Raw genomic sequence first — 26,958 nt, 5'->3', positions numbered from 1 at the left:
GGGAGTCCTCGTTCAATTACTTTTGAACGTTAGCAGCTTGTGGTCCACGAGCGCCTTGCTCGATTTCGAAAGAAACTTCTTGGCCTTCTTCAAGAGTCTTGAAGCCTTCGCCTTGGATAGCTGAGAAGTGTACGAATACATCGTCTTGTCCTTCTACTTCGATGAAACCGAAACCTTTTTCTGCATTAAACCATTTAACTTTACCTTGTACCATTGTATTTCCTCCTGTTTGGATAAAATCCTGTTTATTACTATTCTTGATCTTGGATATAATCTTTTCAAGAGGAAACCAATTTCCTTCTATCAATGTTATTCCGATCTAAAATAATTGTCTATAGTTTACCATCTGAAATTACAGCTGTCAACAGATGTGTAACTTTTTATTAACGCCCTCGGCAATTGCGATTCTCAAATGAATCATACTCGGTCAGGTGGAATTGAAACTTATAAATAAATAGATAAAAATAATCTGTTTAGTTTTAATTATCAATTGGTTCCTTCCAACTTCTGATATGATCTGTTTCCAGTATTCCGATAACGACATCACCAATATCCGGATCTTCAAGCAGCTTGTCCCTAACCATAAATTTAATATCATCTGCATCAGCTAGCGTGAGACCCTCCTTAAGTTCGATATAACTTTCAACATGATATCTTCGTCCCTCTTGCAAAATCCTTAAATTCCTGATATCTACAACTGCAGGATTCTCGAAAATGATGGAAGCCACCCTTTTTTCCACTTCCCTTGGCGCTGCAACTCCGATTAATCCAATTGTATTCTCGTATCCTATTTTTATCGCAATCCCTACCAGCAGAAGCCCAATTAAGACAGTTCCAACACCATCCAGAAAATACATTCCCGTAGTATGCGCAAGCAAAATGGCTACAAGGGCGAGCGCCGCTCCAAATGTTGCAATGATATCCTCGTAAAAAACCAATCTTGTGGGTGGTGATGCTAGACGGACATTCTTAAAGGCATAGAGGATGATTCCTGGTCCCTTAACTTTTGCCCGTGTTTCATGGGCAATCTCCTTCATCGCTTTAAATAAGATTGCTCCATCAATCAAAATGGCTAATCCCATTATCGCAATATTTAGCCATAGATTCCCCGATGCCTTCGGATGCTGAATCAGATCCCACCCTGTGTGTATCGTCTCATATGCCATAATAGAGATAACAATTACTGCCAGCAGTACAAATAGATTTACCACTCTCCCAAATCCTGATGGAAACCTTTTTGTCGGCTTTTTTTCTGCGAGAGCGCTTCCGAAAAAGACAAACCCTTGATTAAGTGCATCAGCAACCGAATGCAAGGTTGTTGCAAGCATTGCCCCGCTCCCGCTCACTACTGCTGCAACACCCTTTATCAATGCCAGAAATGCGTTCCCAAGCGCCGCAATACCCGATGATTTATTACCTCTTTTGAAAAATTCAACAACCTCCATGATGCACCTCGGATGTTTAGACTTTTTTGCTCTTTATTTACATTTCACAAACAGTCTGTTATTAAACACGATATTTTCGAATATTCTTTAAGCTATAAGTAATATTACTAGAACAAAAGCAGAAAACGGCCTGGCAGAGGAACGTCGACTAATTTCTGGCAGGATTGAAATCTAGGCCATATCAACATCAGACCTGTACCAAATCAAAAAAACACTGCCCGAATGGCAGTGCTGTTTATGTTTTAGTCTTTTTTAATAAGATTATTTTAATAAAACTGCTGTTCATAACTCAACTTTGGGCGCTAAAGACGAGCTTAACAACAAGTCAGTTTAGAATACCCTTACGATTTTCTGGTGATAAACTGCACGAAAAACAGCATGATAAAGGAGATAAGCACCATCGTTCCGACCCAAAGCCAGGCGTTTTGCATATTGCCAGAATCAATCGCTACATAAATGGCGGTAGGTATCGTTTGAGTCTTTCCAGGAATGTTCCCTGCAAACATCAAGGTAGCTCCAAATTCTCCGAGCGCCCTTGCAAACGCCAGAATCCCTCCGGAAATGATAGATTTTGCTGCCATCGGGAACGTTATCAGAAAGAAAACCATCCATTCATTCGCCCCATCTACCCTTGCCGCATTTTCTATATCCCGGCTAATCGATTCAAAGCCTGTTTTGCATGATTGGTACATGAGCGGAAAAGCGACTACAGTAGAGGCTATTACTGCAGCCCACCATGTAAAAATGACAGGCTGGCTGAAAATCCATTCAATAGCGCGTCCAGCTGGACTATTTCGCCCAAATGCGATAATAAGCAAAAAGCCTACTACAGATGGAGGAAGGACAAGCGGCAGCAGCATAATCGTTTCAAGCAGCACCATCCCTCTAAAACGCCGGTGGGCCATTACTTTTGCCAATAAAATACCGCTAATAAACACACAGATTGCTGATACGGCCGCCACCTGGACCGATAAAAAAACCGGTGGCCAAAAATCCCCCTGCATTCTTAAAACCAACCTTTACATCCAGAGTTATAAACAATATCTATTATGAGTTCCCTTGCAGCATTAAATAGACAGAAAAAACATTCTTTTATTATTTGCATAGCTTGATGAGGAAAATGGCCAATCAGCGAATCTTTAAGACACTGACCGCACTTCAATGATCTTTTCTTTCTTAAAATATAGATGGAACTAAATTTGATTTCTTCTCGTCAAATTAATTATAGCTTTCCAAAGCAAAAAAGAAATGTAAAAACTCAATATACGTTACAAGAAAATAATTTAGAAAAAAACAAGAAGAATTTTATCCTGACATTTAACTGACACAAAGGAGGTTTAAAGTAAGGTTATAAACTTATAAATAAATTTCTTAAAAATAGATAAGGGAGTGATTCTTAAATGGTAAACCTGTATACTACACCGAGCAGCCTGGCATCGAGGAAAGCAAAGTCCTGGCTAAACAGGAACAATATTCCATTCAAAGAACGAAACCTCTATGCCCAGCCTCTAACGGTAGAAGAAGTAAAAGATCTTTTAAAAATGACAGAAGGCGGTACAGATGAAATAATCTCAACCCGCTCTAAAAAATTCAAGAATCTTAAAATAAATTTGAATACTACGCCATTAAATGAACTTTGTGAAGTTATCCGCGACAATCCGGATCTTTTGCGCCGGCCGATTATCTTCGACAACAAAAACATTCATGCCGGTTATAACGAAGAAGAACTGGGCTGCTTTTTGCCCCGGCAAGTTAGAAGCATTCGTCTTTGGCGCGCAATTGCGGCGATTAACTAACAAAAGGGAAAAGGAATATCACTAACGATTATCTGGTGATATTCCTTTTTTTTTGACTGAACTTAAATGCCATTTTCACAAATACGCTAGCGAACTAAAAGAAGCATTAATGCTAAAGTCACCACGCACTATGGCTTCGTCGGCATTTACACGCCCCCATACAACCTCAGCTTTGTTTCGTTCAATGTATCGTTGCCTAAACATTCCTTTTCCTGTGGCCAGGCAGGTACTAGCACGTTGTGTGCGTCGGGGCTTTATTTTCCTGCGGAAAAAAAGTTGCCGGGCGCTGGAGCTAGACATCTGAACTTGTTAAAAAGTTATACTTTTCTTATGCAGCAAAAAAGGACAGCCCTTAAAAAGGCCATCCATATTGGTAGTCCTCATTATATTTCATTGATTTTCATTCGTTCAATCAAATATCCCACTAATTTATTGGAGTATATTATTAATATAAAGTAGTGATGTTTCCGACAATCTTTATCCTTTTATAATTCAATTTTTGGTCACCGATGGCAGACTGATGGAGAAAATCGTTCCTTTATCAGAACTTTGCTTTAAGCTTATATCACCATTTTGGGCTTTTGCCAACAATCTGCTGAATGGAAGTCCCAGGCCAAGTCCGCGCACCTTAAGCTTCTTCTTTTCTCCCCTATAAAACGGCTCAAACACAAAGCTTTGTTCCTGCTGTGGTATCCCTTTTCCATTGTCGCAAATTTCAATGAAGTTATGGCTGTCCTCTCCCCTGTACACCACAATCACAATGCTCCCCTCTTTCGATGGCAAGGATTGTCTAGCATTATTTAACAGGTTAATGATAATTTCCTGCAAGCGATAGGGATCAACCATGCTAACCAACTTTTCCTCCGCGTGGATCAGTTTAAGGGAGAAATTTTGTTCCTCCTGTGTAAGCCGCCATTGCTCAGAGATTTCTGCCACTAATATGTTAAGATCCTTCTTCTCAAGCTTGAAAGTAAATGCGCCTGCCGATAGCGCATTATAATCGAGAAGATCTTCAATCATCGTCTGCAGCCGCTTAATCTCTTTTAGAGTGATATCTAAAAACTCCTTGCTTTCTTCACCTGTTACCACTTCATCCCTTACCGCCTGGACAAGCCCGCTGATTGAAGCAACAGGTGTTTTTAAGTCATGGGTTACTCCTGCGAAGAGCTGGGCCCGCAGCTTTTCGAGCTGGGTTAACCGGTTGGTCATTTCTTTAAAGGAGCTCATCAATTCGTATATTTCTTGCTCTCTTGCGTCTTGATTTAATGAAATATCATAATTTCCTTCGCGGATTTGGACCGCCGCACGGGCGACATGCTGTATAGGTTTTGAAATCCTAAAGGATAGGGCATAAATAACTGCCCACCCTAAAATTCCAAGACCAAACATCATGATCCCCAAAAGCTCATGATCTTGTTTCACTTCTTTCAGTGCCCGTTCTTCCTGTACTATGAATACCCATCCCCCTTGATGGCCTGCAGATTCAATAGGGGATTTGACCACATATACACGGTTTCCATCTGATAAGGTAACGCGCTGGATAATTTCCTGGCTGTTTAAGATGGGTTTTGGCAGGGAATCTCCTGTTTTTAAGTAAAGTTTTGGTTTTGTAAAAATAATTTCGCCATCTACGGTTGTTATATAAATCATTGGTTCTTCATTAGTTAGAAGCAATTTTTCACGCTCATCCAATATTTGTGATAAGACATCTCCAATTACGATGTTCCCATTTTCATCCACAACCCGGTCTGCCGTCTCATCCGCTAAATATTTTTGCAGATTCAGACGGTTCTCCATTTCTTTTTCCTGCATATACCACATTGATAAAGCCGAGAGGAATAAAAGTCCCACAAAAAATGTTATCACATACCTTGTTGTCCAATAACGCAGCAGTGTGGTTCGTTTCTCAGTTTTCATAGACACAAAGCTGATACCCCATTCCCCTAAGAGTCTTTATTTCTCCTTCATTTGAGGGCCAATCGGACAATGCCTTTCTGATCCTTTTAATTGCCAGGTCCACTGCCCGGTCGCTGCCATCATAATCCATGCCCCAGACTTGATCAATCAGCTGCTCTCGTGTAAAGATCCTGTTTGGGTTTTTTGCCAAAAAAATAAGCAGGGATAAGTCGCGGGGAGTGATATTTATTTCTTCACCGTTCACTTGTACTATATATGAATCGAGAGAAATCCTTAGAGCCCCGTACTGTTTTATGTTTTCCTCATCAAGGATTCGGGGGGACCTGCGCAGGACAGCCTGAATGCGCGCGACAACCTCTTCAGCTACGAAGGGTTTCGCAATGTAATCGTCCGCACCGGAATGAAACCCTTCGAGCCTGTAATTTACATCACCAAGCGCAGTAAGCATAATAATCGGGCAAGCTGCCTTTTGACGAATTTCCTTTAAAATCTCCCAGCCATCCTTATTCGGCAGCATTACGTCAAGCAGAATCAGATCAGGCATATGCTCCTCAAATATTTCAACGGCCTCGTCACCGTCAAATACTTGAATAACTTTATAGCCTTCCCGCTGTAAATATACCTTAAGCACCATTGAAATCGGTTCTTCATCTTCAACCACTAAAATAGTTTTCAAACAAAATCCCTCCTACTATTGCTGGAGTATTGCAAGTCCAAAACAAACGTCTATGTTGTAATCATTCTATTGTGTACTTCTTTCAATAGATTGGTACAGCGTACAAGTATTCAATTGTTTTCAGCCCGTTTTAAGAGCTATTCAGCACAGCTTATGGGTATATTCTATCATGGTAATATGTCAGGAGTATGTTCAATAGTTTAGTGGGTCCTTAAAGGAGGACAGTCAGGAGCAAAAAAGGATAACAGATGACCCGTACCATTTCTTTCAGTTGTACGGGCCATTGTTTCAACTGCTAAAACTGATGGACAGTTCTTTTAAAAGCAAGGTGAAGGACTTTCCGAAACAAAAAGCGCAAGTGGCCCTGACAGACGAATCACAGCAAGGTGTGCCACATCCTCACAAAGTTCCCGCTTTGTTTCGTGCGATGAATCGCTGCTCAGGCTCTCCTTGTCCTGTGCATCGGCACTAGCACATCCTGTGAGATAGGGCTTTATTTTCCTGCGGAAAAAAGTTGCTGGGCGCCGAAGCTAGCGATAGGCTTTAATATCCACAATTCTAGAAATTTATAATTTACTTCAGCATTAAAAAAATGCAGGCATCATTTCTTTTATTCAATAAATTAAATATTTAATCATGTTCGCGGACAGTGTCATCTACAATTGCCCTTAAATCATTGTAGAACAGCTCATCGCTGCATACTAAATTCTGCTCGTGGCGCTCTTTGTTGTTAACTAATTGCCCTTTGCTGCCGGAGCTTACGTCATGGCTTTCCTGGTTGCTTGTTACCTGTTCTTTATCCATCTGCCTTCCTCCTTTTTAGGTTATTTTCCCCCTTATGTAGTTTTTTACCCAAATTCGGGGTTTACTACCTTTTCACTGTTTAATGGTAAAATAAAGAAAATAGAAAGAATGGGGATTAGCCATGACGTATATTCAAAAGGGAACCAATGAGTACAAGCTAGCGAGTCTGGCCTTATTTATAGGCGGTTTTGTGACCTTTTCTACCCTTTATACTACCCAGCCGCTATTGCCGATTATCTCCAAAGAGTTTCATGTGTCCCCTTCAACGTCAAGCCTAACCCTATCGTTAACTACGGGAACACTTGCTTTAGCATTGTTGGTGGCTGCTGCTTTTTCCGATGTCATTGGCAGAAAAAGGATTATGGTTCTTTCATTATTATCGACATCACTAATTGGGGTATTATGTGCCATTACACCCAACTTTTTCTCTCTTGCAATGCTCAGGGGATTGCTGGGGCTGAGTATGGCGGGTGTTCCCGCAATAGCCATGACTTATATAGTGGAGGAGTTTCACCCAAAAGGGATCGGACAAATCATGGGACTTTATATTAGCGGAACAGCTATTGGTGGCATGACCGGCAGAATCCTTACAGGTGTATTCACAGATCTATTCCACTGGAGAATTTCTCTTGAGCTTATGGGCATTTTGTCCCTGATTCTCAGTATATTTTTTTGGATGATCCTTCCCGGAGAACGGAATTTTACTAAAAATGCTTTCCGATGGAAACCGATTATTACAGGGTATAAAACCCATCTTACTGATAAAAAATTAATGCTGCTCATCATCTGTCCATTTTTTATAATGGGAAGCTTTATTATCGTATATAATTACATCGGCTTTATGTTAATGGAACCACCCTACAATTTAAGCCAAACAATTATTGGATTTCTTTTTATAGTGTATTTGTCCGGCACTTATAGTTCCATTTTAATGGGAGGCAAGGCCGATCATCATGGAAAACAATTCATTTTAATGTTATCCCTTGGACTAATGGGAGCAGGCGCCTTAGGTACTCTAGTACCAAATTTAATCTTAAAAATTGTTTTTTTAGCCATTTTTACCTTCGGTTTTTTTGCTGCTCATTCAATTGTCAGTTCCTGGGTAGGAAATGATGCGAAAACTAATAAGGCCCAAGCTTCATCACTCTATTTGCTTTTTTATTATTTAGGATCAAGCCTGATTGGTTCTTTCGGAGGTATCTTCTGGACGTATTTTCACTGGGCTGGGGTTGTGGTTCTAATTATTCTTCTCTTAAGCATAAGTTACTTGCTTATTTTCATCAGAACTCAAATGGAAGAAAAACAAAATAAAACTAAGGCTGACACTAATCAATCTTAGAGTCAGCCTGATTATTATATATATTTGTTATAAATTTCCCAAAGTGGTCCAGCAAACGTATCGCAAATGGTTAGTACTTTAGTGTATACCCATATTCTGTAGTAGTTTAATTGTACTCAAAGATAGGAAATGGAAGAATTCATTTTTGTTTTTTATAGCTATTCTTGTTTTAATAAATATAGCCAATCAATTGTTGACTCTTCATATAGATTAAGGAATAGGAGCGGTTAATCTAGTGCATCAAATCAAAAAAAACAAAAGTTATAAGTCATTAATTGAAATTCTGTTAGTTTCAACAAGGCTTGGTCTAACTTCGTTTGGAGGACCAATTGCCCATTTAGGCTATTTTCATGAAGAGTATGTTCGAAGAAGAAAGTGGATAGACGAAAAGAATTATGCTGATTTGGTGGCTTTGTGCCAGTTTTTGCCAGGACCAGCTAGTAGCCAGGTAGGAATCGGGATTGGTGTCATGAGAGCAGGAGTCTTGGGAGGGATTACTTCGTTTATCGGATTTACGCTTCCTTCCGTTATTTTCCTTATCTTGTTTGCTGTACTGCTTCATGGATTAGATCTAGGTGAAACTGGCTGGATACACGGATTAAAAATTGTAGCAGTAGCAGTTGTTGCCCAAGCTATTTTAGGAATGGGGAAAAACCTGACTCCAGATTTAAAAAGAAAAGCCATTGCGTTATTTGCGATGGTAGGTACGCTACTATGGCAAGACGCATTTTTTCAGGTAGGAGTAATCCTCATTTCAGCACTTCTTGGATTTTTCCTGTATAAACAACACAGTGAAAGAGAACAGCCTAAAATGGATTTTCCTATTTCTCGCGGCTGCGCAGTGTTCTGTTTAACAGTATTTTTGGGACTGCTTATCCTTTTACCTATTTTAAAGGAATTAACTGATTTACATTGGATTGCCATGTTTGACAGTTTTTACAGATCAGGTTCGTTAGTATTTGGTGGTGGACATGTAGTTTTGCCATTATTAGAACGTGAATTTGTACCAACTGGATGGTTAGACAAAGAATCATTCTTAGCTGGTTATGGTGCGACACAAGCTGTGCCCGGTCCGTTATTTACCTTTGCGGCCTATTTAGGAACCGTTATGAATGGTTGGCAGGGTGGTTTGTTAGCCACTATTGCTATATTTTTGCCAGCATTCCTCCTTATTGTAGGCGCGTTGCCTTTTTGGGACACCTTACGCCGTGATCCCAAGTTAAAAGGAGCTCTAATGGGAGTAAATGCAGCCGTTGTTGGATTATTAATTTCGGCATTCTATCAGCCTATTTGGACCAGTTCAATCCTCAGCTCATTGGACTTTGCTTTTGCTGCAATCTTATTCAGTATGTTAGTTTATTGGAAATTACCACCCTGGGTTATTGTAATAACTGGAGCTATTGGTGGAACTCTTATGTCGTTAATTTAGGTGAGGATTTTCATAATATGAGGTTTGTTTTTCTTAGTTTAAAGGTTCATCTTTTAATAGCTTTCATGATTAGTCTCGTATCCCTTATGTTTTTTGTAGTTATGGCTATTCTGGTTAGGAAACATTCAATTGTTGACTTCGACCGTACCATTATCACGTATGTTCAGGGCTTTGAGACTCCCATTTTGACATCAATTATGAAATTTTTCACGTTCATAGGGGGAACAATTCCAATAGTGTTAATTTCACTTATAGTGCTATTTATCCTCCACAAAGTACTAAAACACCGTTCTGAACTGATTTTATTTGTTGCGGTGATTGCAGGAGCTAATCTTCTTTTTGTATCATTAAAGCTATTGTTTCGCAGGGCTCGGCCAGATCTGCATCGATTAATCGAGGCAGCAAATTACAGTTTTCCAAGTGGTCACGCAACAGTGGCTTTTGCCTTATATGGCGTTTTAACATTTATTCTATGGCGGCATATTTCCACCTGCTTCGGACGGACTACCTTAATCATCTTAAGCATCATTATGATCTTTTTTATTGGAATTAGTCGTATTTATTTAGGCGTGCATTATCCTAGCGACGTTATAGCTGGTTATTTTATAAGTTCCTTTTGGCTTACCTTTGCAATTTGGTTTTATCAGCGATACAAAGCTAATAAGACATGAATAAAGACCCCGTGTAATAGGGGTCTTTCCATTACCTAAACCAATTTACTCGGGAAATAGTTGTTTAAATCCCTGATTAATTATGAAGGTAGACTAATGCCTGTGGTGTTGATTTTATCTAGCAGCAATTCCCGGAATTCCCCAAAAGAGAGAACCCTTCCCCATCCCCACTTACATCAAGAATAAGGTCTTTTGTGTGGGGTTCGATCATAGGCTCGATTGCCACTTCTATTTCATTTACATTGATGATGATATCGTCTTTTTCTGGTGCATCCAGCTCCAGTCCTACTTTTGGCTGTCCTCAGCCATAGCCTGCAAAATAAAAACGAATATTTTTTGCATTTTGCTCTTTAAATAATGCCTTCAAATTATTACGAGCATTATCTGTGATTAGCATCTATACATCCCCCTTATTTTTTATCAACTTTCCTGTCTTTTGTGTTATCAGGCGTTTGGATAAAGTCTTTTTAATGCTGCTTTCATTTCAGGCTTCACGTTTATCTTCGGTCGAGCTGCTTGTGCTATTTCTTCTGCTTCCTCAATGGTTTTAGCTTGTCCTATTTCAAGAAGCGTTCCAATTGCGACTGTACCGGTTCTATTACTTCCGCCAGCACAGTGGAAATATACATTTTTCCCATCTTTGTAATCTTTCACTACTCGGTCGATCGACATCCTGATTGATTCATCTTGGAATTCTGCATCATCAACGATTGGGCTATGAACTCGCTCATATTCAGTATCTCCTGGGGATTCTGCACGTAAATCTAAAATAACATCTACTTTTTCATTCTCCAACACATCTTTTGCATCATTGGCTCCACCAATAAAAATACGGTTTTTTATTAACTCATGGTAGTTTTTATTACTCATTTTTTGCACTCTCCTTAAAGAAATAGCCAAGAGATGAACTCCTGGGTATTAATATTATTTGCCTGTTTCAGCAAAGGTTTTGATGCGGTCGCCTATTTCATCACGAACACGCTGGAAAAATGCCCACTTTTCTTCTTCAGTACCTTCAGCTTTAGCAGGATCATCAAATCCCCAGTGTTCGCGTTTTACATGTGCTGGAGTTACAGGGCAGTGATCTGCTGCATGACCGCAAAGTGTAACCACTAGATCAGCGTTGTTTAGGATGTCTGGATCAATTACATCGGATGTTTGATTTGAGATGTTGATTCCTGCTTCTTTCATGGCTTTTACTGCATTAGGGTTTAGTCCATGCGCTTCAAGACCTGCACTTTTTACTTCCCATTCATCACTTTTTAAATGTTTTTTTGCCCAGCCTTCTGCCATTTGGCTTCTGCATGAATTTCCTGTACATAAGAAATAGATTGTTTTTTTAGACATGATGCATTTCTCCTTTAGTGGACTAATGTTAGTAAATAATTAACAACCATATATATAGACCTGCCAACGTGATAAACAATGTAGGAATTGTCAGCACAATACCTGTTTTAAAATAAGTTCCCCACGAGATTTTGATACCTTTTAATGATAAAACATGCAGCCATAATAATGTGGCAAGTGAACCAATTGGTGTAATCTTAGGACCTAAATCAGATCCAATCACATTTGCGTATATTAGTGCTTCTCTGATGGTACCTGTTGTATTCGTGTCAGAAATTGCAAGAGCATCAATCATAACGGTTGGCATATTGTTCATAATGGATGAAAGGATTGCCGCCATGAAACCCATCCCTATTGTGGCAGCAAATAAACCCTGATCAGCAGTTACTTGAATAAGATCAGCCAAGATGTTGGTTAATCCCGCATTTTTCAATCCGTAAACCACTACATACATTCCAATGGAGAAGAAAACGATGGCCCAAGGAGCTCCATTAATGACGTTCTTCGTATTTACAGCATGACTTTGTCTGCCCATAAACAGAAAGAAAACAGCTACAACTCCCGCAATAATGGATACAGGAATATTAAAGAGTTCACTAATAAAGTATCCCGCTAATAAAATACCTAACACAAGCCATGACAAACGGAACATCTTCTCATCACGAATCGCTTCTACTGGTTTCTTTAAATGCTCCAGGTCGTATTTTCTCGGAATGTTCTTTTTGAAATAAAGATAGAGAACTAAAACGCTGGCTATCAAAGAAAAGAAGTTGGGAACAATCATTCTTGATGCAAATTCGATAAAACCAATTCCAAAAAAGTCAGCTGATACGATGTTTACCAGATTACTTACCACTAGGGGCAAGGAAGTGGTATCAGCGATAAACCCACTGGCAATGATAAAAGGAAAAACCATTTTTTCCTCAAATTTCAAAGTTCTTACCATAGCTAGAACAATTGGAGTTAGGATAAGTGCAGCTCCGTCGTTTGCGAACAAAGCCGCTACAAGAGCACCTAAGATACAGATATAAACAAACATTTTGATGCCGTTGCCTCTTGCCGCCCTTGCCATATGCAGAGCAGCCCATTCAAAAAAGCCAATTTCGTCCAGTATTAAAGAAATAATGATAATAGCAATGAACGAAAAGGTTGCATTCCAGACAATCTGTGTCACTTCTAAAACATCGCCGAAATCAACTACTCCAACAATCAAAGCAAGTACCGCACCCCCACAAGCTGAGTAGCCAATAGACAAGCCCTTTGGCTGCCAGATGATAAGCGTCAGTGTAATTAAAAAGATAACACTAGCTAAAATAACTGAAATCACTGATGTTTTTCCCCCTAGTTGCTAATCGCAACATTTTTGATCCTTTTTATATCCTTTACTAGGTAAATCCTTAATAACAGTCAATACAAATTCATAATGAGGTGACTGAAGATTTAGCGAATAATAAATCCACTGTGCTCCTCTTCTTTCTTTTATTAGACCACTGTCTTTTAACTTCCGTACATGCTGGCTAATGGCTGGTTGACTCATATGAAATAAATCGACTAGCTCACACACACAGCATTCATGTTCAGCCATAATTTTAACCATCTTTAAACGAGTCTTATCACCTAAAAGCTTCAGGAGACTTGCAGCAGTCTCGATATCTAATACTTCTTTTGTCGGCAAAATACACACCTCCATATGTATATTATAAAATAATTATCTACTTATATAAGATGAATACAAAAATGATTGTATAAGAAAACACTTGCTATTACAAGAGGGATGCTTAGACTTCTTTTTATGTTGTGTCTGTTTAAAAATAAGGCTTGTAACTGAATTATAAAAGGATGTTTTATAAGCAAGTCCCTTATCGCTAATAGCAAAAACTTTGGTTTCTTATTTCATTTTGATAACTCTAGTTTTTTGTTCTATGTACCTTAACAACATAACAACACTTAGGTTTTTGTTAATAGCCTTTTTATTAGATATTATTATGAAAAAAGAGGCTAACCAAAAGTTCATTTTGGACAGCCTCACATTTTTTATATATATTTCTTATGAATTCCTTTTCCATCAAAAGAATATAAAATATTTTTTCCTTCCATAACGGTTTCCATATGAATTGACCTGCCCCAAAGCTGATGAATATATGGAAGCACTTTCTCCAAATACTTCACGTCAAGCTCGATATCCTCGTACCAATGCTTAAGGTATAGCTCTCCATTTTTTACATAGTCGCCATCATTTACTGTAATATATGGGAAGCCACCGTTTACCCTCATGCTGACAAGCTGATCTCGCACGTGTTCCCATTGTTTATCTACCACTTTATAATCTTTGCCTTGTTTCTGAAACAGATACATATCCTCACGCATTACCAGATCCTTTGTTAAGTAGTTACGCAAAAAGGAGATATCCGACTCGATTTCGCGGACCTCAAACATCTTTTCCCTGCCGGAGCCAGGAGTAACACCGCGCTTTTGCATCTCCTCTGTCGGATTATTGTACCGTTCCTCAATATCCTCAAATACCTTTAACCCGAGGTAGTAAGGATTGATGCTTGTTTTCGAAGGCTGAACGACACCTGCATTCAGCTTTGCGAATTCAATCGATTCGCTTGAGGTTAGCTCCATTTCCCTTAAAATCCGCTGATGCCAAAAGGAAGCCCAGCCTTCGTTCTTCTAAGGATTTTGTTTTTACCCTTGGAGAAACGCAGTTATGAGTTGAACAGCAAGTATTCCGTTTCTGCAATGGTAATGGTTGATGTAATACAGCATCTTTATCTTGATTCATATTATTTAGTGTATAGAAATGATTTCATGTTTGGTTTTATCTTCATTTTCTCACTGATTATTTTGACACTTAAAATTAAGGCGCCAAGAATAGTTCAGCTAACACTTCCAATAATGGTCTTCCTCCCGAAACCTGACGGATACGGTTTTTTACAGTAATAAAAATAACACACAGAAACGAAATCTCTGTGTGTTATTATAAATGTAAACCCCCTTAGAAAATTACTAAGGGGGTTATCCCTCCATAGAGGGGCATAATGTATGTGTTTGTTTCAACGCCCTAATGGCTACATATTATTTGAGTTTATTATACGCAACATCAAACTTTTTGTCAACCTATTTCTTTATTATTAATTCTTTTTTAATTTCCATTTTCCTTTCGGGATTTTAGCGGAAATTTCACTAAATTTTCTTAGCTTTTCTTCATAAAACCCAACCTGCTCTTCTAATGATTTGATTTTCTTATCATTGGTAGATTTGATAAAAACACTATGTTTTTCATATAATTTTTCTTCAATTTGATCCATTATGTCTGTTTTGGCAACACTACCAATTACTTTTGTTATTCTATTTTTGGAAATAGATCTTATGTGATGCAACAAAGCGAAAGAGTCATTTTCAAAAAACGGGTACTCTTTTTTTGTAATGGGTATTAAAACATCTTGAATTTCTTTAGGCAGGGAAGTAAGCGTTTTGTCTTTTTGTGAAGTGACAGGAACAACCACAAGTAAATTTTTATATTCTGCAAGAACAATTCCAGTGTGCGTAAGTGAGAACTCATAATCTAAGTTACTTGTTCCAAAATCGATACTTAAGACTTTTCCGCGACTAAATGATTCGGATGCAAAGGTAGTAGGATCAGATTTACCAGTGGCTTTGTTCTTTTTATAAAAAACTCGATTAGTACCTTTTTTATCCCCGTAAATGCCAAATTCATTTAGCACCCCCTGCCAAAGAATTGTCTTTATAGCTTCTTCTTCCGTTAAACGTTGTATTGCTTGTCCCGTATCAGCCAATATATTTTGCAGTTCATTTAATATAGTCAGGTTCGTGTGAGCTAACTTTGGGTTATTTTCATCAACTGCGTTTAGAATAGAAAATAATGATTTCGTATCAATTTTCGCCATAATTTTCCTCCATATGCTTTAATCAACGAATAATTCGACATCATTAAACATTTTACCTGCTCAACGGATAACAAAAAACACAGAGAGAAGATCTCTGTGTTTTTTTAGCCTGCTTCTACTTCTTTTATGAGTTGATGAAATGGAACAAAGGATTCTGCTTTTTCTTTAAAGAACACATCTTCGATTTGATGAAGCACCTTTCGTGCTTCTGTCTCTCCAAGACCCTTTAACGATTTTATCTCCTTAATACCATCAAGTTTATATCTGTCTTTTGGCATGACGTTATCGCCGTACCGATAAACATTTTCATGACCTGCTAGAAGCTGTGCAGTTCCAAGGGACTGCGAAGTTTGCCCGCTCATAAAAGCATCGGCTAGTTTCGGTGCCCAATATCCTGCGCCTTTGGCACTTTTTCTTGCTCCATCAGCAGAGAAAGGCTCTTTTGTACAACCAATACTTAGTACCTTAAATTCGCCTGGCTGCCAGCCAAGCACGCCAATTGCTTCCACAACAGCAGTACCCACTGGATTATTTGCCCACATTCCTCCATCTATTAAAGCCGTACCGCTTTCTGCAATCATGCTGGGGAAAAAGGTTGGGGCAGCAGATGTAGCACGAGCTGCTTCCACGATGCTTTTCTTGTAGTCATTTTTAAACCGCACATGATGAGCTGTCTTATACACATGCACTTCTCCTGTATCAAGGTTCATGGAAGGTACGACAACACGTGTAGAACATTCGCCGATTTTCTTTTCACCAAAACAATTCTTTAGAGCCTTATCCAATGGTTCTTCACTGTACTTTGCAGAGGAAAACCACTGAAGACCTTTTAAGATTCGATTACCTTTAAAAATGGCTGGACCATCGTTTTCATAAAAAGCAAGCACATCTTTTGCACTCATGCCACTTGCTAAGCCCAGTGCTATAATGCCGCCCGTTGAGGTACCAATGATCAGATCAAAGTAATCTCCGATATTCTCTTCTATGGCATCCTCAATACTTGCCAAGAATGATGCAGGAAAAACACCTTTAATACCGCCGCCGTCGATTGATAAAATTTTACGCATGCTTCTTCTTCCCCTTTTTTAACCGAATATGTTCTCCTCCGCCAAGCCACTCTCCTGTTGCATGCCACATCTCATAGTAATAGAGCCAAAGACTTGTCCAAGGAACGATTGTTTCAGCGATGAACATTTCCTTTGTCCACTCCTTCTTTCTTGGTCGAAACAGGCAAAGTTTTTCTCCTGGATAGATATGCGGGATTTTTTCACCCTCCCGCCGTTTTAGTTTTGGCGAGAGGACGATGACTTTTGGCTGCGTCATATCAATTGAATAAGAAATCTGCACGGTGTATGTAGCGCTCATATCTGTTGGTCTGAGATCTCCTGTCCAAATGACGGTATTTTTCTTCCAGCTTACAACAAAGCCTGGATATAACTGTTCCATTGCAATGACATGTTTTGATAAAGGCAGTTTATTGTCAAACCAAACCTTCTTACTCGCCATAGAATGTATTTTTCCTAACTGGGATAACTGGATCTTTTGCTGCTGCAACAAGAATGCCTGATGAAGCAATGCCAAGCGTATTTGCCGTTCTGCTTTTTCCCATGATATCACCTTGTTCTTTTAAACTTTCTGTGATGACATTCTCGCCAAACATTGCTTTAAGCTCTTTTGCTACTTCCGCAATACCTTGTAGCTTGTTAAGCTCGTCCCATTTTTGCTTGAAGTCGAGGATAAAGGTAACAAATGAAGTGTAAAGTTCAGGTTTATCATTCCACCGCTCGCTTAAATCCTCATTAGGATTGCTTGGATTGCAAACTTTCAGGCGATCTTCTTTTGAAATTTCAAAGAGTATTTTTTGCAGGATATCTTCGATGGTGCTATTTACGGAAAGATGCCCCGCGTAATGATTGCCAGCAAGCGTTGTAAGAACAATGCTAATTGGTGCAGAATCTGGGTGGTTTTCAAAATATACATCGCGGTAGCGTTTGATAAGCTGAACAGCCCGTTTTAATGGTGGCTTGAGATTTGGATTTTCATCATCGGGCAGCGGTTCGATGGTCGCCTCTGCATTTTTCTCGAAAAGGATTTTATCGTACTTTTCAGCCCGCTCATTAAACCACTCTCTATATCCGATTGGGTTGCTGTCTTTCCAGTCCTCCGCTTTTCTGTCAGGAACTTTCACGTTGGTGTTATTACCCTTATCCGTTGGATGAGCAGGCAATATATCCATGTGGAATTCATTGGCGTAATTTAGCCTGATGCAGCGATTTTTTCTTTCAACCATTTTCTTGTAGGTGTCGTCTTCTTTGAGGCGTCGTTCAATGGAGTCAAGAAGCTTGATCGGATCTTTTCCCTGCCAGTTTTCTTTAATTTCACAGACAAGATCAAGATCATACTCTTGTTTTTGCAGTGGTTTTACAGTAGTGCTGATGGCTAGAGATCCTTGAGGATAGATTTCCACATCTTTTCCTTTGAAGAATTTTTCATCTTCTGATAGCCAGGTACCAACGGCATTATAACGTTGTTCTGCCAGATTTCTCTGGGTTTTGCTGATTTGAAGCTTGTGACCCACACGTTGCAATAAATCATCCAACTGATTGCTAAAACTTCCGAACATAAAATTCCCCCTTACATCGAATATGTGTTCCCAGAGGTTATTATATCCTGACTGAAAATGCTTGGTCAAGATAAATATACGATATATAGATAAATATTTTAAAACAAATACTACATATTGTGTCATTAGATTTATTCCCTTTTTCTGCAAACGCCAAGAATCTTATTGACCGAAACAAGTTAGTTCTCTCGTGCAAAAAGCAAATCGATTTTACCCCATGGAAATAGCCGCATAGTTGCGGCTATTTTTTAAAACTAGATACAAGATTCTTTTCAGCTCTTTTTGGGTTGCAATTTCTCCTGCTATACAAAGCGATGTGATAACAATTATGATGAATTTTATAAGCGGTTTTACTATTATCATCTAGCATCGCCTGGAAATGAATATTAGCTGGAATAAAGTAAACATCAATATTTTCATCGCCCCGAAGGTATTTTCGAATGGAGCGATAATTACCATCAACAATAAGGATTTGCGGAGTTTCTGATAGTAATGGATATTCCACTGCAATGGACTAGTTTCTTTAATTTCGTAATATCCCAATGAATTGTATAATAGCTATTTGGATTATGGTTTAAACCGATATCCTGAGTAAATGTTTCATTTTCGAGAATGGTTAGCATAATCTTTTTATCATATTTTTTCTTTTTTAAAGCTTGTAATGCTTTTCTGTATTTTCGTATGGAAGTTTCCAATAGAGGATATTCGTTTACTATTGGTATGCCGCGAGATTTGAAGAACTCTCTTGATAAAAGCAGCTCAAAATAGGGTTCAAAATCATACATTTCGTTCATCAAATCGGTAAATTGATTTTGGACAATCGGATTAACATTCACCTATATTCCTCCTTTGTGAATATATATGAATGAAGGTTACGATTATTCATTGTGTATTGACCGCCGTATAGATGAAAAACGTCCTAATCAATACTTGAACATACGGATAACATTATTAGAAATAAATACACACTTATTAGGAACCTTTAACTGGATAAAAAGAATATGATTCTAACTCTTCATCAACTGACATGCTGTCAGTGCAACAAGAAAAAGCCGCCTTATGGCAGCTTAATTCAGCAGGATTATCAAAAAGAATTTGCTATCATAACTAGGTTTCGGGAGTCACTTCAATATCCTCGCTTGTTGCCTCTCAAATTATTTCAAAGTTCTCCTCCTGGCTTTTCTATTCTTTATTAGTCATTTTCTCTTTTCCTTACAGCTCTTTGATGTCTAATCGTACATTGAATTTATATCCGATGTTTTCAATAATACTGGTTAAGGTATCATTACCTAAGCCTTGAAAAGGTTTACTTAACACTAGCCCATTATTTGTAGCATATTCATGCCACTCATGCTCAGTTGAATAAGGAAGTTCAGCAAAATAAGTCGCCTCTAGAATAGATGTACTTTCACCTCTTAGTGGCTGAAAATTCCCCAATACTTCAAGCATCTTTTTGGTTTCCCATTTTTCATGGGCTTCTTCAAATTGCAGCCTTACTACCAATCGTTCCTCTTTTCGGTAATGCATTCTATCAAGAGGTTTTAAGACAATGATGTTTAAATCATGATGAGGGATTAAATTATATCTCTTGACAATGCTTTCTTCTGAGATGACATTATAGTCCATCTTAATGCCTGCAATTTGAAGGATTTCTTTTGTGGCACTAGGTCCTGTTCCTCCATAACCGCAATTACAGCCCCCTAGCCATGTTTCCCTTTCTGCATCGTCATCGCGTAGGATAAGATGATAGCTTTTCTCGGTGTCTTCTCTATTATCATTAATTACATAAATATCAGGCACTTTCTTATACTTAATTGGCATATCATCTTCATATTGATAGACTTCAAAGCTAGTGATATTCCCTATAAACTTAAGATTCGCCTTGACCCATTCCACAGCAGAGCGAGAAGAACCATTCCCGAATTTACGAATATACATCCAAACCCCTCCTTGTTTGCTACTAATCCAACTTATGAAGAGATGTGAACAAGTAGAACAAGTCATAACGGTTCTAGGTCGTTGCATTAAGCAAAAAAAATAATGATTGCTGAATAACTGATTGACCTCTATCACCAAATACCGTCTGGTTTGAAATACTATTCCAAGAGAACCGACTCCTTTTTAAACAATGATTGAAAAAGAAAAAACAAATCCCTTTAAATCGCGGTAAATAATTCCCATACCTTGTTTCATTTATGATAAACAACCTATACTTTTTAAAGAAGCAAGTAAGTCTTATATATAATAGTTGCAAAATGAAGCATTTAAATTTAGAAACAGGGAGACTAACCTGCTTCAAAAACTGTCTTTTACTTTGTTACTTTCATAACACCGATCATCCCCGCTTCCTTGTGTCCTGGAATTGTGCAATAAAATTCGTATATCCCAGCTTTTAGCGGTGTAAATTGTATAGTATTTTTGCTATTGGGCATCGCGTGTACATGTAATGGTGAGTTCGTCTTTACACTTTTAATGCTTGCATCTTTTATTTCGAGATCATGTTCAACAGAATCCATGTTATTTAGAATCAATGATACATTCTCTCCACTTTTAACGGTGATATTTGATGGTTTGTACTTAGTACCGATGGTCTCAATCTGGATGCTATTTGATTTCATATGATGCTCATGACCGCTCATCTCTTCTTTTGTTGCATTAACGTTTTTACTTAAAGAAAATCCAAATAGCAAATATGAGCCAAACGCTGCAACAACTAGCAATGGCTTAACAAACCAAAACAAATTAATTGTTTCCTTGCCAGATGAATCAGTTGTCTGAATGTAGAACAAAATTAATAGGGATAAAGAAATTGTAAGAAGGATGCATAAAATGATATTTTATTGCGCTAGATTTATCATCTCACCCAGCATTGCTCCCATCATCCCAGCCATTAAACCACTCATCATCCCTTAAATTGCCGAAAGAAAGCCGAAACGGATACCAATAAGCACACCTCCTGTAATGCCCAATGTCATAGATAAAAAAGTTGAATAAAACAGGCTCTCCTGATACATTGAACCAAATAGCACACCTGCTGTTAAGCCTGTGGTCATCGAAAAAGTCATAGATAATATCATCCCACTCATGTGAGGGATTTTACTTTTAAATTTAGAACCTTTTAAACAAATTAAAATAGCTTGCAATAATAATGTACCTAAAAAGTAGTAAGAAAAACTATTCATAAGATCACCCCTTAGTTCATTCTTATGCAGCATAAAAATGGTACATGCTTTTAACAACGATCTCTGGAGGACTTAAATGCTTAAAAAAATAGGACTTATTATAATCATCCTCTCACTGCTACTTACTGGTGTTTTTTTCTTATTGATAAAACATAACTTACCGCGTTCATATCATCATACATTTACAGCGAGTACTGAACTAAAGGGAGAAAACATTAACGGGATGAATCTCTTTGATAATATTAACGATAAGAAATTTCTAGATAAATATGGAGAAGAGCTACTTGAGAGCGCTAATAATGAAAATCATAAGTATTTTAAAATAGACAGCGATATTGAAATTGCAGTAAATAAGTACGGGGAAATCGTACGGTTCATTGTTGGTCGAGATGTAGCTACCTCAAAAGGAATAAAGGTTGGAGACTCCGTTAAGAAAGTCAAATCCGCATACGGCAAAAACTCCTACTTACGCTCAGAACAGGGAGTAAACATCTTAGGTTATGTGGATAAAAAACGGAACCAGTCCATCGAATTTTGGCACGTTCAAAATATGGTTATATTTTATCGTTTTGATCACAATTCCATGAAGTGATGTAACTTTATTTAAAATGTGCAGATTCTAAGGAGTTTTGTTTATTCCGTTTTTTTTAAAACAGTCTGGGTAGAAGGAAAATGAAATCTCTTTATAAGGAGGATATTAAATGACCCAGCAACAATATGAAGAATGTATCCGAGCTTGTTTAGAATGTATGGAAGCTTGTAATGTTTGCTTCGATGCCTGTTTAAAAGAGGACCATGTACAAATGATGGCAGAATGCATTCGCTTAGATAGAGAATGTACGGATATGTGTGTTTTTGCCGTAAAAGCCATGCAAACAAATAGCCCATTTGCTAAACAAATCTGCAAGCTGTGTGCAGACATTTGTGAAGCATGCGGGAACGAATGCAAAAAACATGACCACGATCATTGCCAAAAATGTGCTGAGTCATGCTTTAGATGTGCAGAAATGTGCCGCAAGATGGCTGCTTAAGATTGAAACTATCAGGGCTACTATTCATAACGATAGTAGCCTTTTTGTATGATCGGGAATTATTTCTTGTATGTTCCAATGTAACAAATTACAATGATGAAGAATTTACAAACTGTGAGGAAACTATGAACAGCAACGAAAAGAAAAGTAAGCGGAAAATCATCATACGATTATTACTGTTTTGTATTATCTTATTTATCCTTTGGCTACTGTTTATATTTTTGTTTATGTCAAAGGACAGAGATATTCAACCCAGGGAAGTTTCTAACACAAAGCATGTACTAGAACAAAAGAATGCTAGTGTAAATCGTAATGATACAGGCAATGCTAACATCGAATTACCCAGCCAATCAAGTGAAGAAGCAGGTGTTGAAGTAACCCCTGATCCATACGCTATTTCAAAGGATAGTAGCCTTAAACACAAAGAAATTACAGATATTAGAAGTAGAATGAAAGAGCCCAACATCAACATGAAATCCCCGAAAAAGAACGTTGGAAATAAAGAGGCTTTCATCTATTTTTCTCATAACCGTGAATCCTTTCTGCCGTACTTTTCTAATGCCACTAAACCTGAAATGGCTTATCATTCCGCCTTCAATGTAAGTTTAGTTGGTGAACGTTTAGGAAAAGCTCTTAAACATTATGGAATAAGAAATAATGTTAGTGATGCTGATATCATCACTATGTTAAATGAGATGAATTTGGATTTTGGTCATTCATACGATATGTCGAGACAATTAGTGTTAGAGGAAAAAAAGAAGAACCATCACGCGGAAATTTTCTTTGATATCCATCGAGATGCACTTCGAAAAGAAAATACCACTGCTGTTATTAACGGAAAAGCCTATGCGCAAATCTTATTTGTTGTTGGAACTGGTCATCCAAACTATCAAGCTAACTTGGAATTTGCTAATACCCTTCATAGGTTATTGGTTGCAAATTATCCTGGTCTGTCAAAAGGAGTCTTATTAAAGGATAACACCCAGGGGAATGGAGTCTATAATCAAGACCTATCGCCTAAAAGTGTCATTGTTGAAATTGGCGGGGTTGATAACAAGTTAGACGAGCTGTACCGTACAGCTGACGCTTTAGCCCATATGGTAAGTCAGTACTAATTCGGGTGCAATGTGCACCCGATCTTTTTGATTCGTTTCTTCTGCAAACTTTCTCCACAATTATTCGTTACAATTAAGCAATAACCAAGAAAGGTGATAACGGTTTGAAAACGCTGACCGCGGGACCCGTTTTACCATTGTATTTAAGGAGAATTACTCATGAAGAAAGTGCTGTTAGTGGATGATGAAATGCGTATGCTCGACCTATTAGAATTATATTTAGCACCGCATGGCTTTTCGTGCATTAAAAAGAATTCAGGTTCGGATACCCTTTCATTCTTACGAAAAGAAGAGGCTGACTTAGTGATCCTTGATGTCATGATGCCAGAAATGGATGGATGGGAAACATGCGAAAGGATAAGGCAATTCTCGGGTGTTCCAATCATCATGCTGACCGCAAGAAGCGCAGATGAGGAAATGGTTAAGGGATTGAAAAAAGGAGCAGACGATTATGTGACTAAACCCTTTAACGAGGAGGTGTTACTTGCCAGAATGGAAGCACTTTTACGCCGTACTAATAATATCCCCAAAAATAATCTTTCGTTCAAAGGTCTATCTTTGGATGAATCGGCATTTGAAGCCTTTTATAAAGACGAGCCTATTCCGTTTACACCAAAGGCATTTTCTCTCCTGGGGCTTTTATTGCAATCGCCTAACAAGGTCTATTCAAGGGAATTTCTTTTATCAACCCTTTGGAGTGTTAGCACAGAAACCGAAGATCGAACCATTGATTCTCATATTAGAAACATCAGGGAAAAACTGCGCCATGCAGGCTTCCCAATTGATCAGCACCTGAAAACCGTTTGGGGTGTTGGCTATAAATGGAGCTCTGAAGAGTCATCATGAGTTCGGTCATTGTTGATTGGTTAACTACTAGCGGACCCTTTGCCATTTTTATTAGCATTTTACTCAATGTTGTCATAAGTGTCGCTGGAGTTATCCCAAGTGTTTTCATCACGGCTGCTAATATCACAGTATTTGGGTTTGGGACAGGACTTGTTATTTCTTTTCTTGGAGAGTGTATAGGAGCTTTGGTCAGTTTTTGGCTGTACCGAAAAGGCATTCAGCGGTTAAATCCTAGAATATTAAACAAAAATAAATGGCTCGTGAAGCTTCAACACACACATGGTAAAGATGCATTTTTCATCATTTTAATGCTGAGAATTCTTCCCTTTATTCCCTCTGGCATGATTAACCTGGCGGCAGCTTTAAGTAAGACAAGCATAACGCTTTGCTTTATTGCCAGTTCCCTTGGGAAGCTTCCTGCGCTATTGATTGAAGCTTATTCAGTCCAACATGTACTGGAATCCACAATGAGCGAAAATATTATACTTGCTGTTATAGCTTTTGTTATCTTTATCATCTTTTATATCGTAAGAAAAAGAAATCAGTCGAAGTAAACAATCCTCGGAGGTAAAAATGAAATTCTTAAAATGGTTATTAACTTCTGCTTTAGTAAGTCTTTTCCTAACGGGGTGCGCGGGTGAAGAGGCAACACAAAACAAATCTGACAGCACACCAATGTACGAAGAAACAAAGGAAGTGGAGCTGGAACATCTACACGGGATGGGCTACGCTGGAAATCAAAATGACATCTACTTTGCAACGCATTTTGGCTTGGTAAAATACTCGAAAGAGAAGTGGTACACATCAAGCAATGAAAAACACGATTATATGGGTTTTCAGCCAACAAAGGAAGGATTCTATTCCAGCGGTCACCCTGGAGCAAGGCTCTAACTTAGAGAATCCATTGGGTCTGATTAAAAGCACAGATGAAGGTAAATCATTTAAAAAGCTTACCTTGTACGGCGAAACAGACTTTCATTACTTAGCTGCCAGTTATAACAGTAAGGTTATTTATGCACTGAATGAACAGCCTAATTCACAGCTTAAATCATCAGGTCTATTTTTTACCGAAGATGAAGGAAAGAGCTGGAGAGAAAGCAAGATGTTAGGTTTTGAGGGCGATTCCATTTACGGGATTGCGGCGCATCCTGATAAACCTAATATAGTGGGTATCGCTTCAAGTAATGGTTTATTCCTATCCGATGATTACGGGGAGACGTTTAAGCTTTCTTCTAACGAAAATCAAATTACGGCGTTAGAGTTCCAGGAAAATTCTTTGCTGTATTCTTCATTAAAGTCAGGTTCCATTGAGCTACATAAACAAGATTTAACTAATCAAAAAGACGTAAAGATCGATATTCCAACTGAAATTAATGATAAAAATCCAGTTATGTTTATCGCATCCAACCCTAAAAACAGGGAAGAAATTACGCTTGTTACACACAATAATGAAGTCCTTCAAACAGAGGACAACGGTACAACCTGGGATAATCTGACCGACTAACCGAAAAAAGACTGCTATTTGGCAGTCTTTAATTCTATCTTAAATTGCAAAAGCACCCGTTTGTTTAAGAACAATTTTTCACAATCTTTCCTTTACCATCCCATTCCAAATACCATTATTGTTTCAAACGGACACTATATAATCTCATTGCCCCAAGACTGCCTTCCATTTCAAAAATTCCATTTTCAATCATTTTTTGTAACCGATAGTTTATGAAAGTATCGCTTATATACTGGTCTAAATGTATATGACCAAGGACATCTCCAATTAACCTTAATGATTTAAAAAATTCATTTGCTTTACGTTTACCGTGGAGTTTTTTCGCTCTATTTATAATAAGGTCGTCAAAATAGTTTTCAGGAACACTTTGTACAGTTTCGTTTCTCCAAATTCTTAATGTTTCTATTTTTTTAGTGAGAGAAAGCCATTCCTTTTCATATTGATTCCTTTCATGTTGGGTTAGAGGGGAATGGTCCTGTCGTTGTTTTTCGTAAATCGCTCGGAGATTATCTGGAGATAATTCGCCAGTATGTGCAATCGTATATTTCCGTTTCCCTTTACTAAATAGTTCAATAAATCCCTTTGTTGCGTTCATAACGAAAATATCATTATTTTTTTCCTTTAAAAGATCCACGACAAAACGAAGTCCCGTCTGCTCCTCAGCATTTTCAGCAGCCCACAAATAAATAGGAATATCTTCTTTAATAGACATAATTTGATTAACAGCTCTGTTGAAGCTTTCCTTAAATTCATCGAACTCTCCATCTTCATCAGACAAGTTATTTTGCAACCAATTATACCTGGACTGCTTTCCAACTTCTTCATTAAATTTCCAGATTGGAGCGATAGAGAACATTTCTCGAATACAAATGACCTTTTCGTCTTTATACGCTCCCAGTTGCTTTAATACTTGTCTAAAACATCCCGCAGCAGAATCCCCGAACAGAATATGAACAACCTTGATGGGTCCTTCTATTTTATTTTGCTGCTGTTCAGTAGTCTCGAAAACCGCTTTGTATGCGTTTTTCATAGCTTTAATAAACTGTTCCTCAGAATACTCTTGCTCGTTCAAATAATGTATTTCCTTTAAAATATGACTAAGAAGCAACTTTGCGTCTCTCTCTCGTAATTCCTTTACGATCTTGTTTATTTTCTCTATTTCCATAAAAGAATCCTCCATAAGTATAATTCCTTACCTTACAAGTCAAGATATCTTTTGATTATCTCAATATATCAGAATTCAGGGTATTGGTAACTAATTCCTTGTTTAACTAACCTCCCTCAATGAAGAAAGGAAAATCTCACGTTTTCTCCTGTTTTCT

General features: G+C 38.1%; 30 protein-coding genes and 1 pseudogene. 11 read left to right on the top strand and 20 right to left on the bottom strand.

Going from position 1 to position 26,958, the window contains the following annotated elements; all coding sequences use genetic code 11:
- Positions 1–16 precede the first annotated feature (16 nt).
- The 3 genes from D0469_RS05745 to modB all read right to left on the bottom strand — a co-directional run bounded on the left by D0469_RS05745 (position 17) and on the right by modB (position 2,449).
- Positions 17–214, bottom strand: a complete 198-nt coding sequence (locus D0469_RS05745) for a cold-shock protein (RefSeq protein ID WP_028393295.1) — start codon at positions 212–214, stop codon at positions 17–19.
- A gap of 265 nt (positions 215–479) precedes the next feature.
- Positions 480–1,445 (bottom strand): cation diffusion facilitator family transporter, encoded by a 966-nt coding sequence (locus D0469_RS05740; protein WP_117325689.1) that lies wholly within the window; start codon positions 1,443–1,445, stop codon positions 480–482.
- 341 nt (positions 1,446–1,786) lie between these two features.
- Positions 1,787–2,449, bottom strand: coding sequence for a molybdate ABC transporter permease subunit (gene modB, locus D0469_RS05735; protein ID WP_117325688.1), 663 nt, complete (start codon positions 2,447–2,449; stop codon positions 1,787–1,789).
- Between the two features lie 396 nt (positions 2,450–2,845).
- On the opposite strand from modB, the gene spx reads away from it, so the two are divergent.
- Entirely contained in the window at positions 2,846–3,241 is a 396-nt protein-coding gene (spx, locus tag D0469_RS05730) for a transcriptional regulator Spx (protein WP_117325687.1), read from the top strand.
- Between the two features lie 492 nt (positions 3,242–3,733).
- On the opposite strand, the gene D0469_RS05720 is transcribed toward spx, so the two are convergent.
- From D0469_RS05720 to D0469_RS20975, 3 genes are all read right to left on the bottom strand, one after another.
- A complete protein-coding gene (locus tag D0469_RS05720) occupies positions 3,734–5,158 on the bottom strand; it encodes a HAMP domain-containing sensor histidine kinase (protein WP_233522954.1) in 1,425 nt (474 codons plus the stop codon).
- Complete coding sequence (locus D0469_RS05715) at positions 5,148–5,834, bottom strand: response regulator transcription factor (RefSeq protein ID WP_117325684.1); 687 nt, start codon at positions 5,832–5,834, stop codon at positions 5,148–5,150. Before D0469_RS05715 ends, D0469_RS05720 begins: the two co-directional genes overlap by 11 nt.
- Positions 5,835–6,464: 630 nt before the next feature.
- On the bottom strand, positions 6,465–6,638 hold the full coding sequence (locus tag D0469_RS20975; protein ID WP_158553360.1) for a hypothetical protein: 174 nt from the start codon (positions 6,636–6,638) through the stop codon (positions 6,465–6,467).
- A gap of 121 nt (positions 6,639–6,759) precedes the next feature.
- Here D0469_RS20975 and D0469_RS05710 point away from each other — a divergent pair, with 121 nt between their 5' ends.
- The 3 genes from D0469_RS05710 to D0469_RS05700 all read left to right on the top strand — a co-directional run bounded on the left by D0469_RS05710 (position 6,760) and on the right by D0469_RS05700 (position 10,077).
- Positions 6,760–7,977 (top strand): MFS transporter, encoded by a 1,218-nt coding sequence (locus D0469_RS05710; protein WP_117325683.1) that lies wholly within the window; start codon positions 6,760–6,762, stop codon positions 7,975–7,977.
- 235 nt (positions 7,978–8,212) lie between these two features.
- Positions 8,213–9,406, top strand: coding sequence for a chromate transporter (locus D0469_RS05705; protein ID WP_117325682.1), 1,194 nt, complete (start codon positions 8,213–8,215; stop codon positions 9,404–9,406).
- 17 nt (positions 9,407–9,423) lie between these two features.
- On the top strand, positions 9,424–10,077 hold the full coding sequence (locus D0469_RS05700) for a phosphatase PAP2 family protein (protein ID WP_117325681.1): 654 nt from the start codon (positions 9,424–9,426) through the stop codon (positions 10,075–10,077).
- 444 nt (positions 10,078–10,521) lie between these two features.
- On the opposite strand, the gene D0469_RS05695 is transcribed toward D0469_RS05700, so the two are convergent.
- From D0469_RS05695 to D0469_RS05630, 13 genes and pseudogenes are all read right to left on the bottom strand, one after another.
- Positions 10,522–10,947 (bottom strand): protein-tyrosine phosphatase family protein, encoded by a 426-nt coding sequence (locus tag D0469_RS05695; RefSeq protein WP_117325680.1) that lies wholly within the window; start codon positions 10,945–10,947, stop codon positions 10,522–10,524.
- 54 nt (positions 10,948–11,001) lie between these two features.
- Complete coding sequence (gene arsC / locus D0469_RS05690; RefSeq protein ID WP_117325679.1) at positions 11,002–11,424, bottom strand: arsenate reductase (thioredoxin); 423 nt, start codon at positions 11,422–11,424, stop codon at positions 11,002–11,004.
- A 28-nt stretch (positions 11,425–11,452) separates the two neighbouring features.
- Complete coding sequence (locus tag D0469_RS05685) at positions 11,453–12,751, bottom strand: arsenic transporter (protein ID WP_117325678.1); 1,299 nt, start codon at positions 12,749–12,751, stop codon at positions 11,453–11,455.
- A gap of 21 nt (positions 12,752–12,772) precedes the next feature.
- Positions 12,773–13,099: an ArsR/SmtB family transcription factor gene (locus D0469_RS05680; RefSeq protein ID WP_117325677.1), complete on the bottom strand. Its 327-nt coding sequence runs from the start codon at positions 13,097–13,099 to the stop codon at positions 12,773–12,775.
- 359 nt (positions 13,100–13,458) lie between these two features.
- Positions 13,459–14,094: pseudogene (locus D0469_RS05675) on the bottom strand (SpoVR family protein); the annotation flags it as partial.
- Between the two features lie 464 nt (positions 14,095–14,558).
- The gene (locus D0469_RS05665; protein ID WP_117325674.1) at positions 14,559–15,335 is read right to left on the bottom strand and encodes a type II toxin-antitoxin system PemK/MazF family toxin; all 777 of its coding nucleotides are present in this window, start codon (positions 15,333–15,335) and stop codon (positions 14,559–14,561) included.
- A gap of 104 nt (positions 15,336–15,439) precedes the next feature.
- Positions 15,440–16,402 carry a CBASS cGAMP-activated phospholipase gene (locus D0469_RS05660; protein WP_117325673.1) on the bottom strand — a complete coding sequence of 321 codons (963 nt, stop codon included), beginning with the start codon at positions 16,400–16,402 and terminating at the stop codon, positions 15,440–15,442.
- Entirely contained in the window at positions 16,395–16,841 is a 447-nt protein-coding gene (locus D0469_RS05655; RefSeq protein WP_117325672.1) for a hypothetical protein, read from the bottom strand. The genes D0469_RS05660 and D0469_RS05655 overlap by 8 nt, the downstream gene beginning before the upstream one ends.
- Positions 16,831–17,958 carry a nucleotidyltransferase domain-containing protein gene (locus tag D0469_RS05650; RefSeq protein WP_117325671.1) on the bottom strand — a complete coding sequence of 376 codons (1,128 nt, stop codon included), beginning with the start codon at positions 17,956–17,958 and terminating at the stop codon, positions 16,831–16,833. Before D0469_RS05650 ends, D0469_RS05655 begins: the two co-directional genes overlap by 11 nt.
- Before the next feature lie 458 nt (positions 17,959–18,416).
- On the bottom strand, positions 18,417–18,794 hold the full coding sequence (locus tag D0469_RS05645) for a hypothetical protein (protein WP_117325670.1): 378 nt from the start codon (positions 18,792–18,794) through the stop codon (positions 18,417–18,419).
- 376 nt (positions 18,795–19,170) lie between these two features.
- Positions 19,171–19,896 (bottom strand): hypothetical protein, encoded by a 726-nt coding sequence (locus tag D0469_RS05640; protein ID WP_117325669.1) that lies wholly within the window; start codon positions 19,894–19,896, stop codon positions 19,171–19,173.
- 371 nt (positions 19,897–20,267) lie between these two features.
- The gene (locus tag D0469_RS05635; RefSeq protein WP_117325668.1) at positions 20,268–20,699 is read right to left on the bottom strand and encodes a cupredoxin domain-containing protein; all 432 of its coding nucleotides are present in this window, start codon (positions 20,697–20,699) and stop codon (positions 20,268–20,270) included.
- Between the two features lie 168 nt (positions 20,700–20,867).
- Positions 20,868–21,140 carry a hypothetical protein gene (locus D0469_RS05630; RefSeq protein ID WP_117325667.1) on the bottom strand — a complete coding sequence of 91 codons (273 nt, stop codon included), beginning with the start codon at positions 21,138–21,140 and terminating at the stop codon, positions 20,868–20,870.
- Between the two features lie 76 nt (positions 21,141–21,216).
- On the opposite strand from D0469_RS05630, the gene D0469_RS05625 reads away from it, so the two are divergent.
- The 7 genes from D0469_RS05625 to D0469_RS05600 all read left to right on the top strand — a co-directional run bounded on the left by D0469_RS05625 (position 21,217) and on the right by D0469_RS05600 (position 25,636).
- Entirely contained in the window at positions 21,217–21,732 is a 516-nt protein-coding gene (locus D0469_RS05625) for a hypothetical protein (protein ID WP_117325666.1), read from the top strand.
- Positions 21,733–21,841: 109 nt separating this feature from the next.
- Complete coding sequence (locus D0469_RS05620) at positions 21,842–22,171, top strand: four-helix bundle copper-binding protein (RefSeq protein WP_117325665.1); 330 nt, start codon at positions 21,842–21,844, stop codon at positions 22,169–22,171.
- 125 nt (positions 22,172–22,296) lie between these two features.
- A complete protein-coding gene (gene spoIIP, locus D0469_RS05615) occupies positions 22,297–23,286 on the top strand; it encodes a stage II sporulation protein P (protein WP_158553358.1) in 990 nt (329 codons plus the stop codon).
- A gap of 159 nt (positions 23,287–23,445) precedes the next feature.
- Positions 23,446–24,132 carry a response regulator transcription factor gene (locus tag D0469_RS05610; protein ID WP_117325663.1) on the top strand — a complete coding sequence of 229 codons (687 nt, stop codon included), beginning with the start codon at positions 23,446–23,448 and terminating at the stop codon, positions 24,130–24,132.
- Positions 24,129–24,686 carry a TVP38/TMEM64 family protein gene (locus D0469_RS05605; RefSeq protein ID WP_117325662.1) on the top strand — a complete coding sequence of 186 codons (558 nt, stop codon included), beginning with the start codon at positions 24,129–24,131 and terminating at the stop codon, positions 24,684–24,686. Before D0469_RS05610 ends, D0469_RS05605 begins: the two co-directional genes overlap by 4 nt.
- 19 nt (positions 24,687–24,705) lie before the next feature.
- Positions 24,706–25,023, top strand: a complete 318-nt coding sequence (locus D0469_RS20825) for a hypothetical protein (RefSeq protein ID WP_142919162.1) — start codon at positions 24,706–24,708, stop codon at positions 25,021–25,023.
- Positions 25,024–25,036: 13 nt separating this feature from the next.
- A complete protein-coding gene (locus tag D0469_RS05600; RefSeq protein WP_158553357.1) occupies positions 25,037–25,636 on the top strand; it encodes a WD40/YVTN/BNR-like repeat-containing protein in 600 nt (199 codons plus the stop codon).
- Positions 25,637–25,751: 115 nt separating this feature from the next.
- Here the strand turns inward: D0469_RS05600 and D0469_RS05595 are convergent, their stop codons facing one another.
- Positions 25,752–26,801 carry a DUF1835 domain-containing protein gene (locus D0469_RS05595; protein WP_117325660.1) on the bottom strand — a complete coding sequence of 350 codons (1,050 nt, stop codon included), beginning with the start codon at positions 26,799–26,801 and terminating at the stop codon, positions 25,752–25,754.
- Positions 26,802–26,958 lie beyond the last annotated feature (157 nt).

The organism is Peribacillus saganii, assembly GCF_003429095.1.
In the GTDB taxonomy this organism is placed as follows: domain Bacteria; phylum Bacillota; class Bacilli; order Bacillales; family DSM-1321; genus Peribacillus; species Peribacillus saganii.
This window is presented reverse-complemented; position numbering and strand designations above follow the sequence as displayed.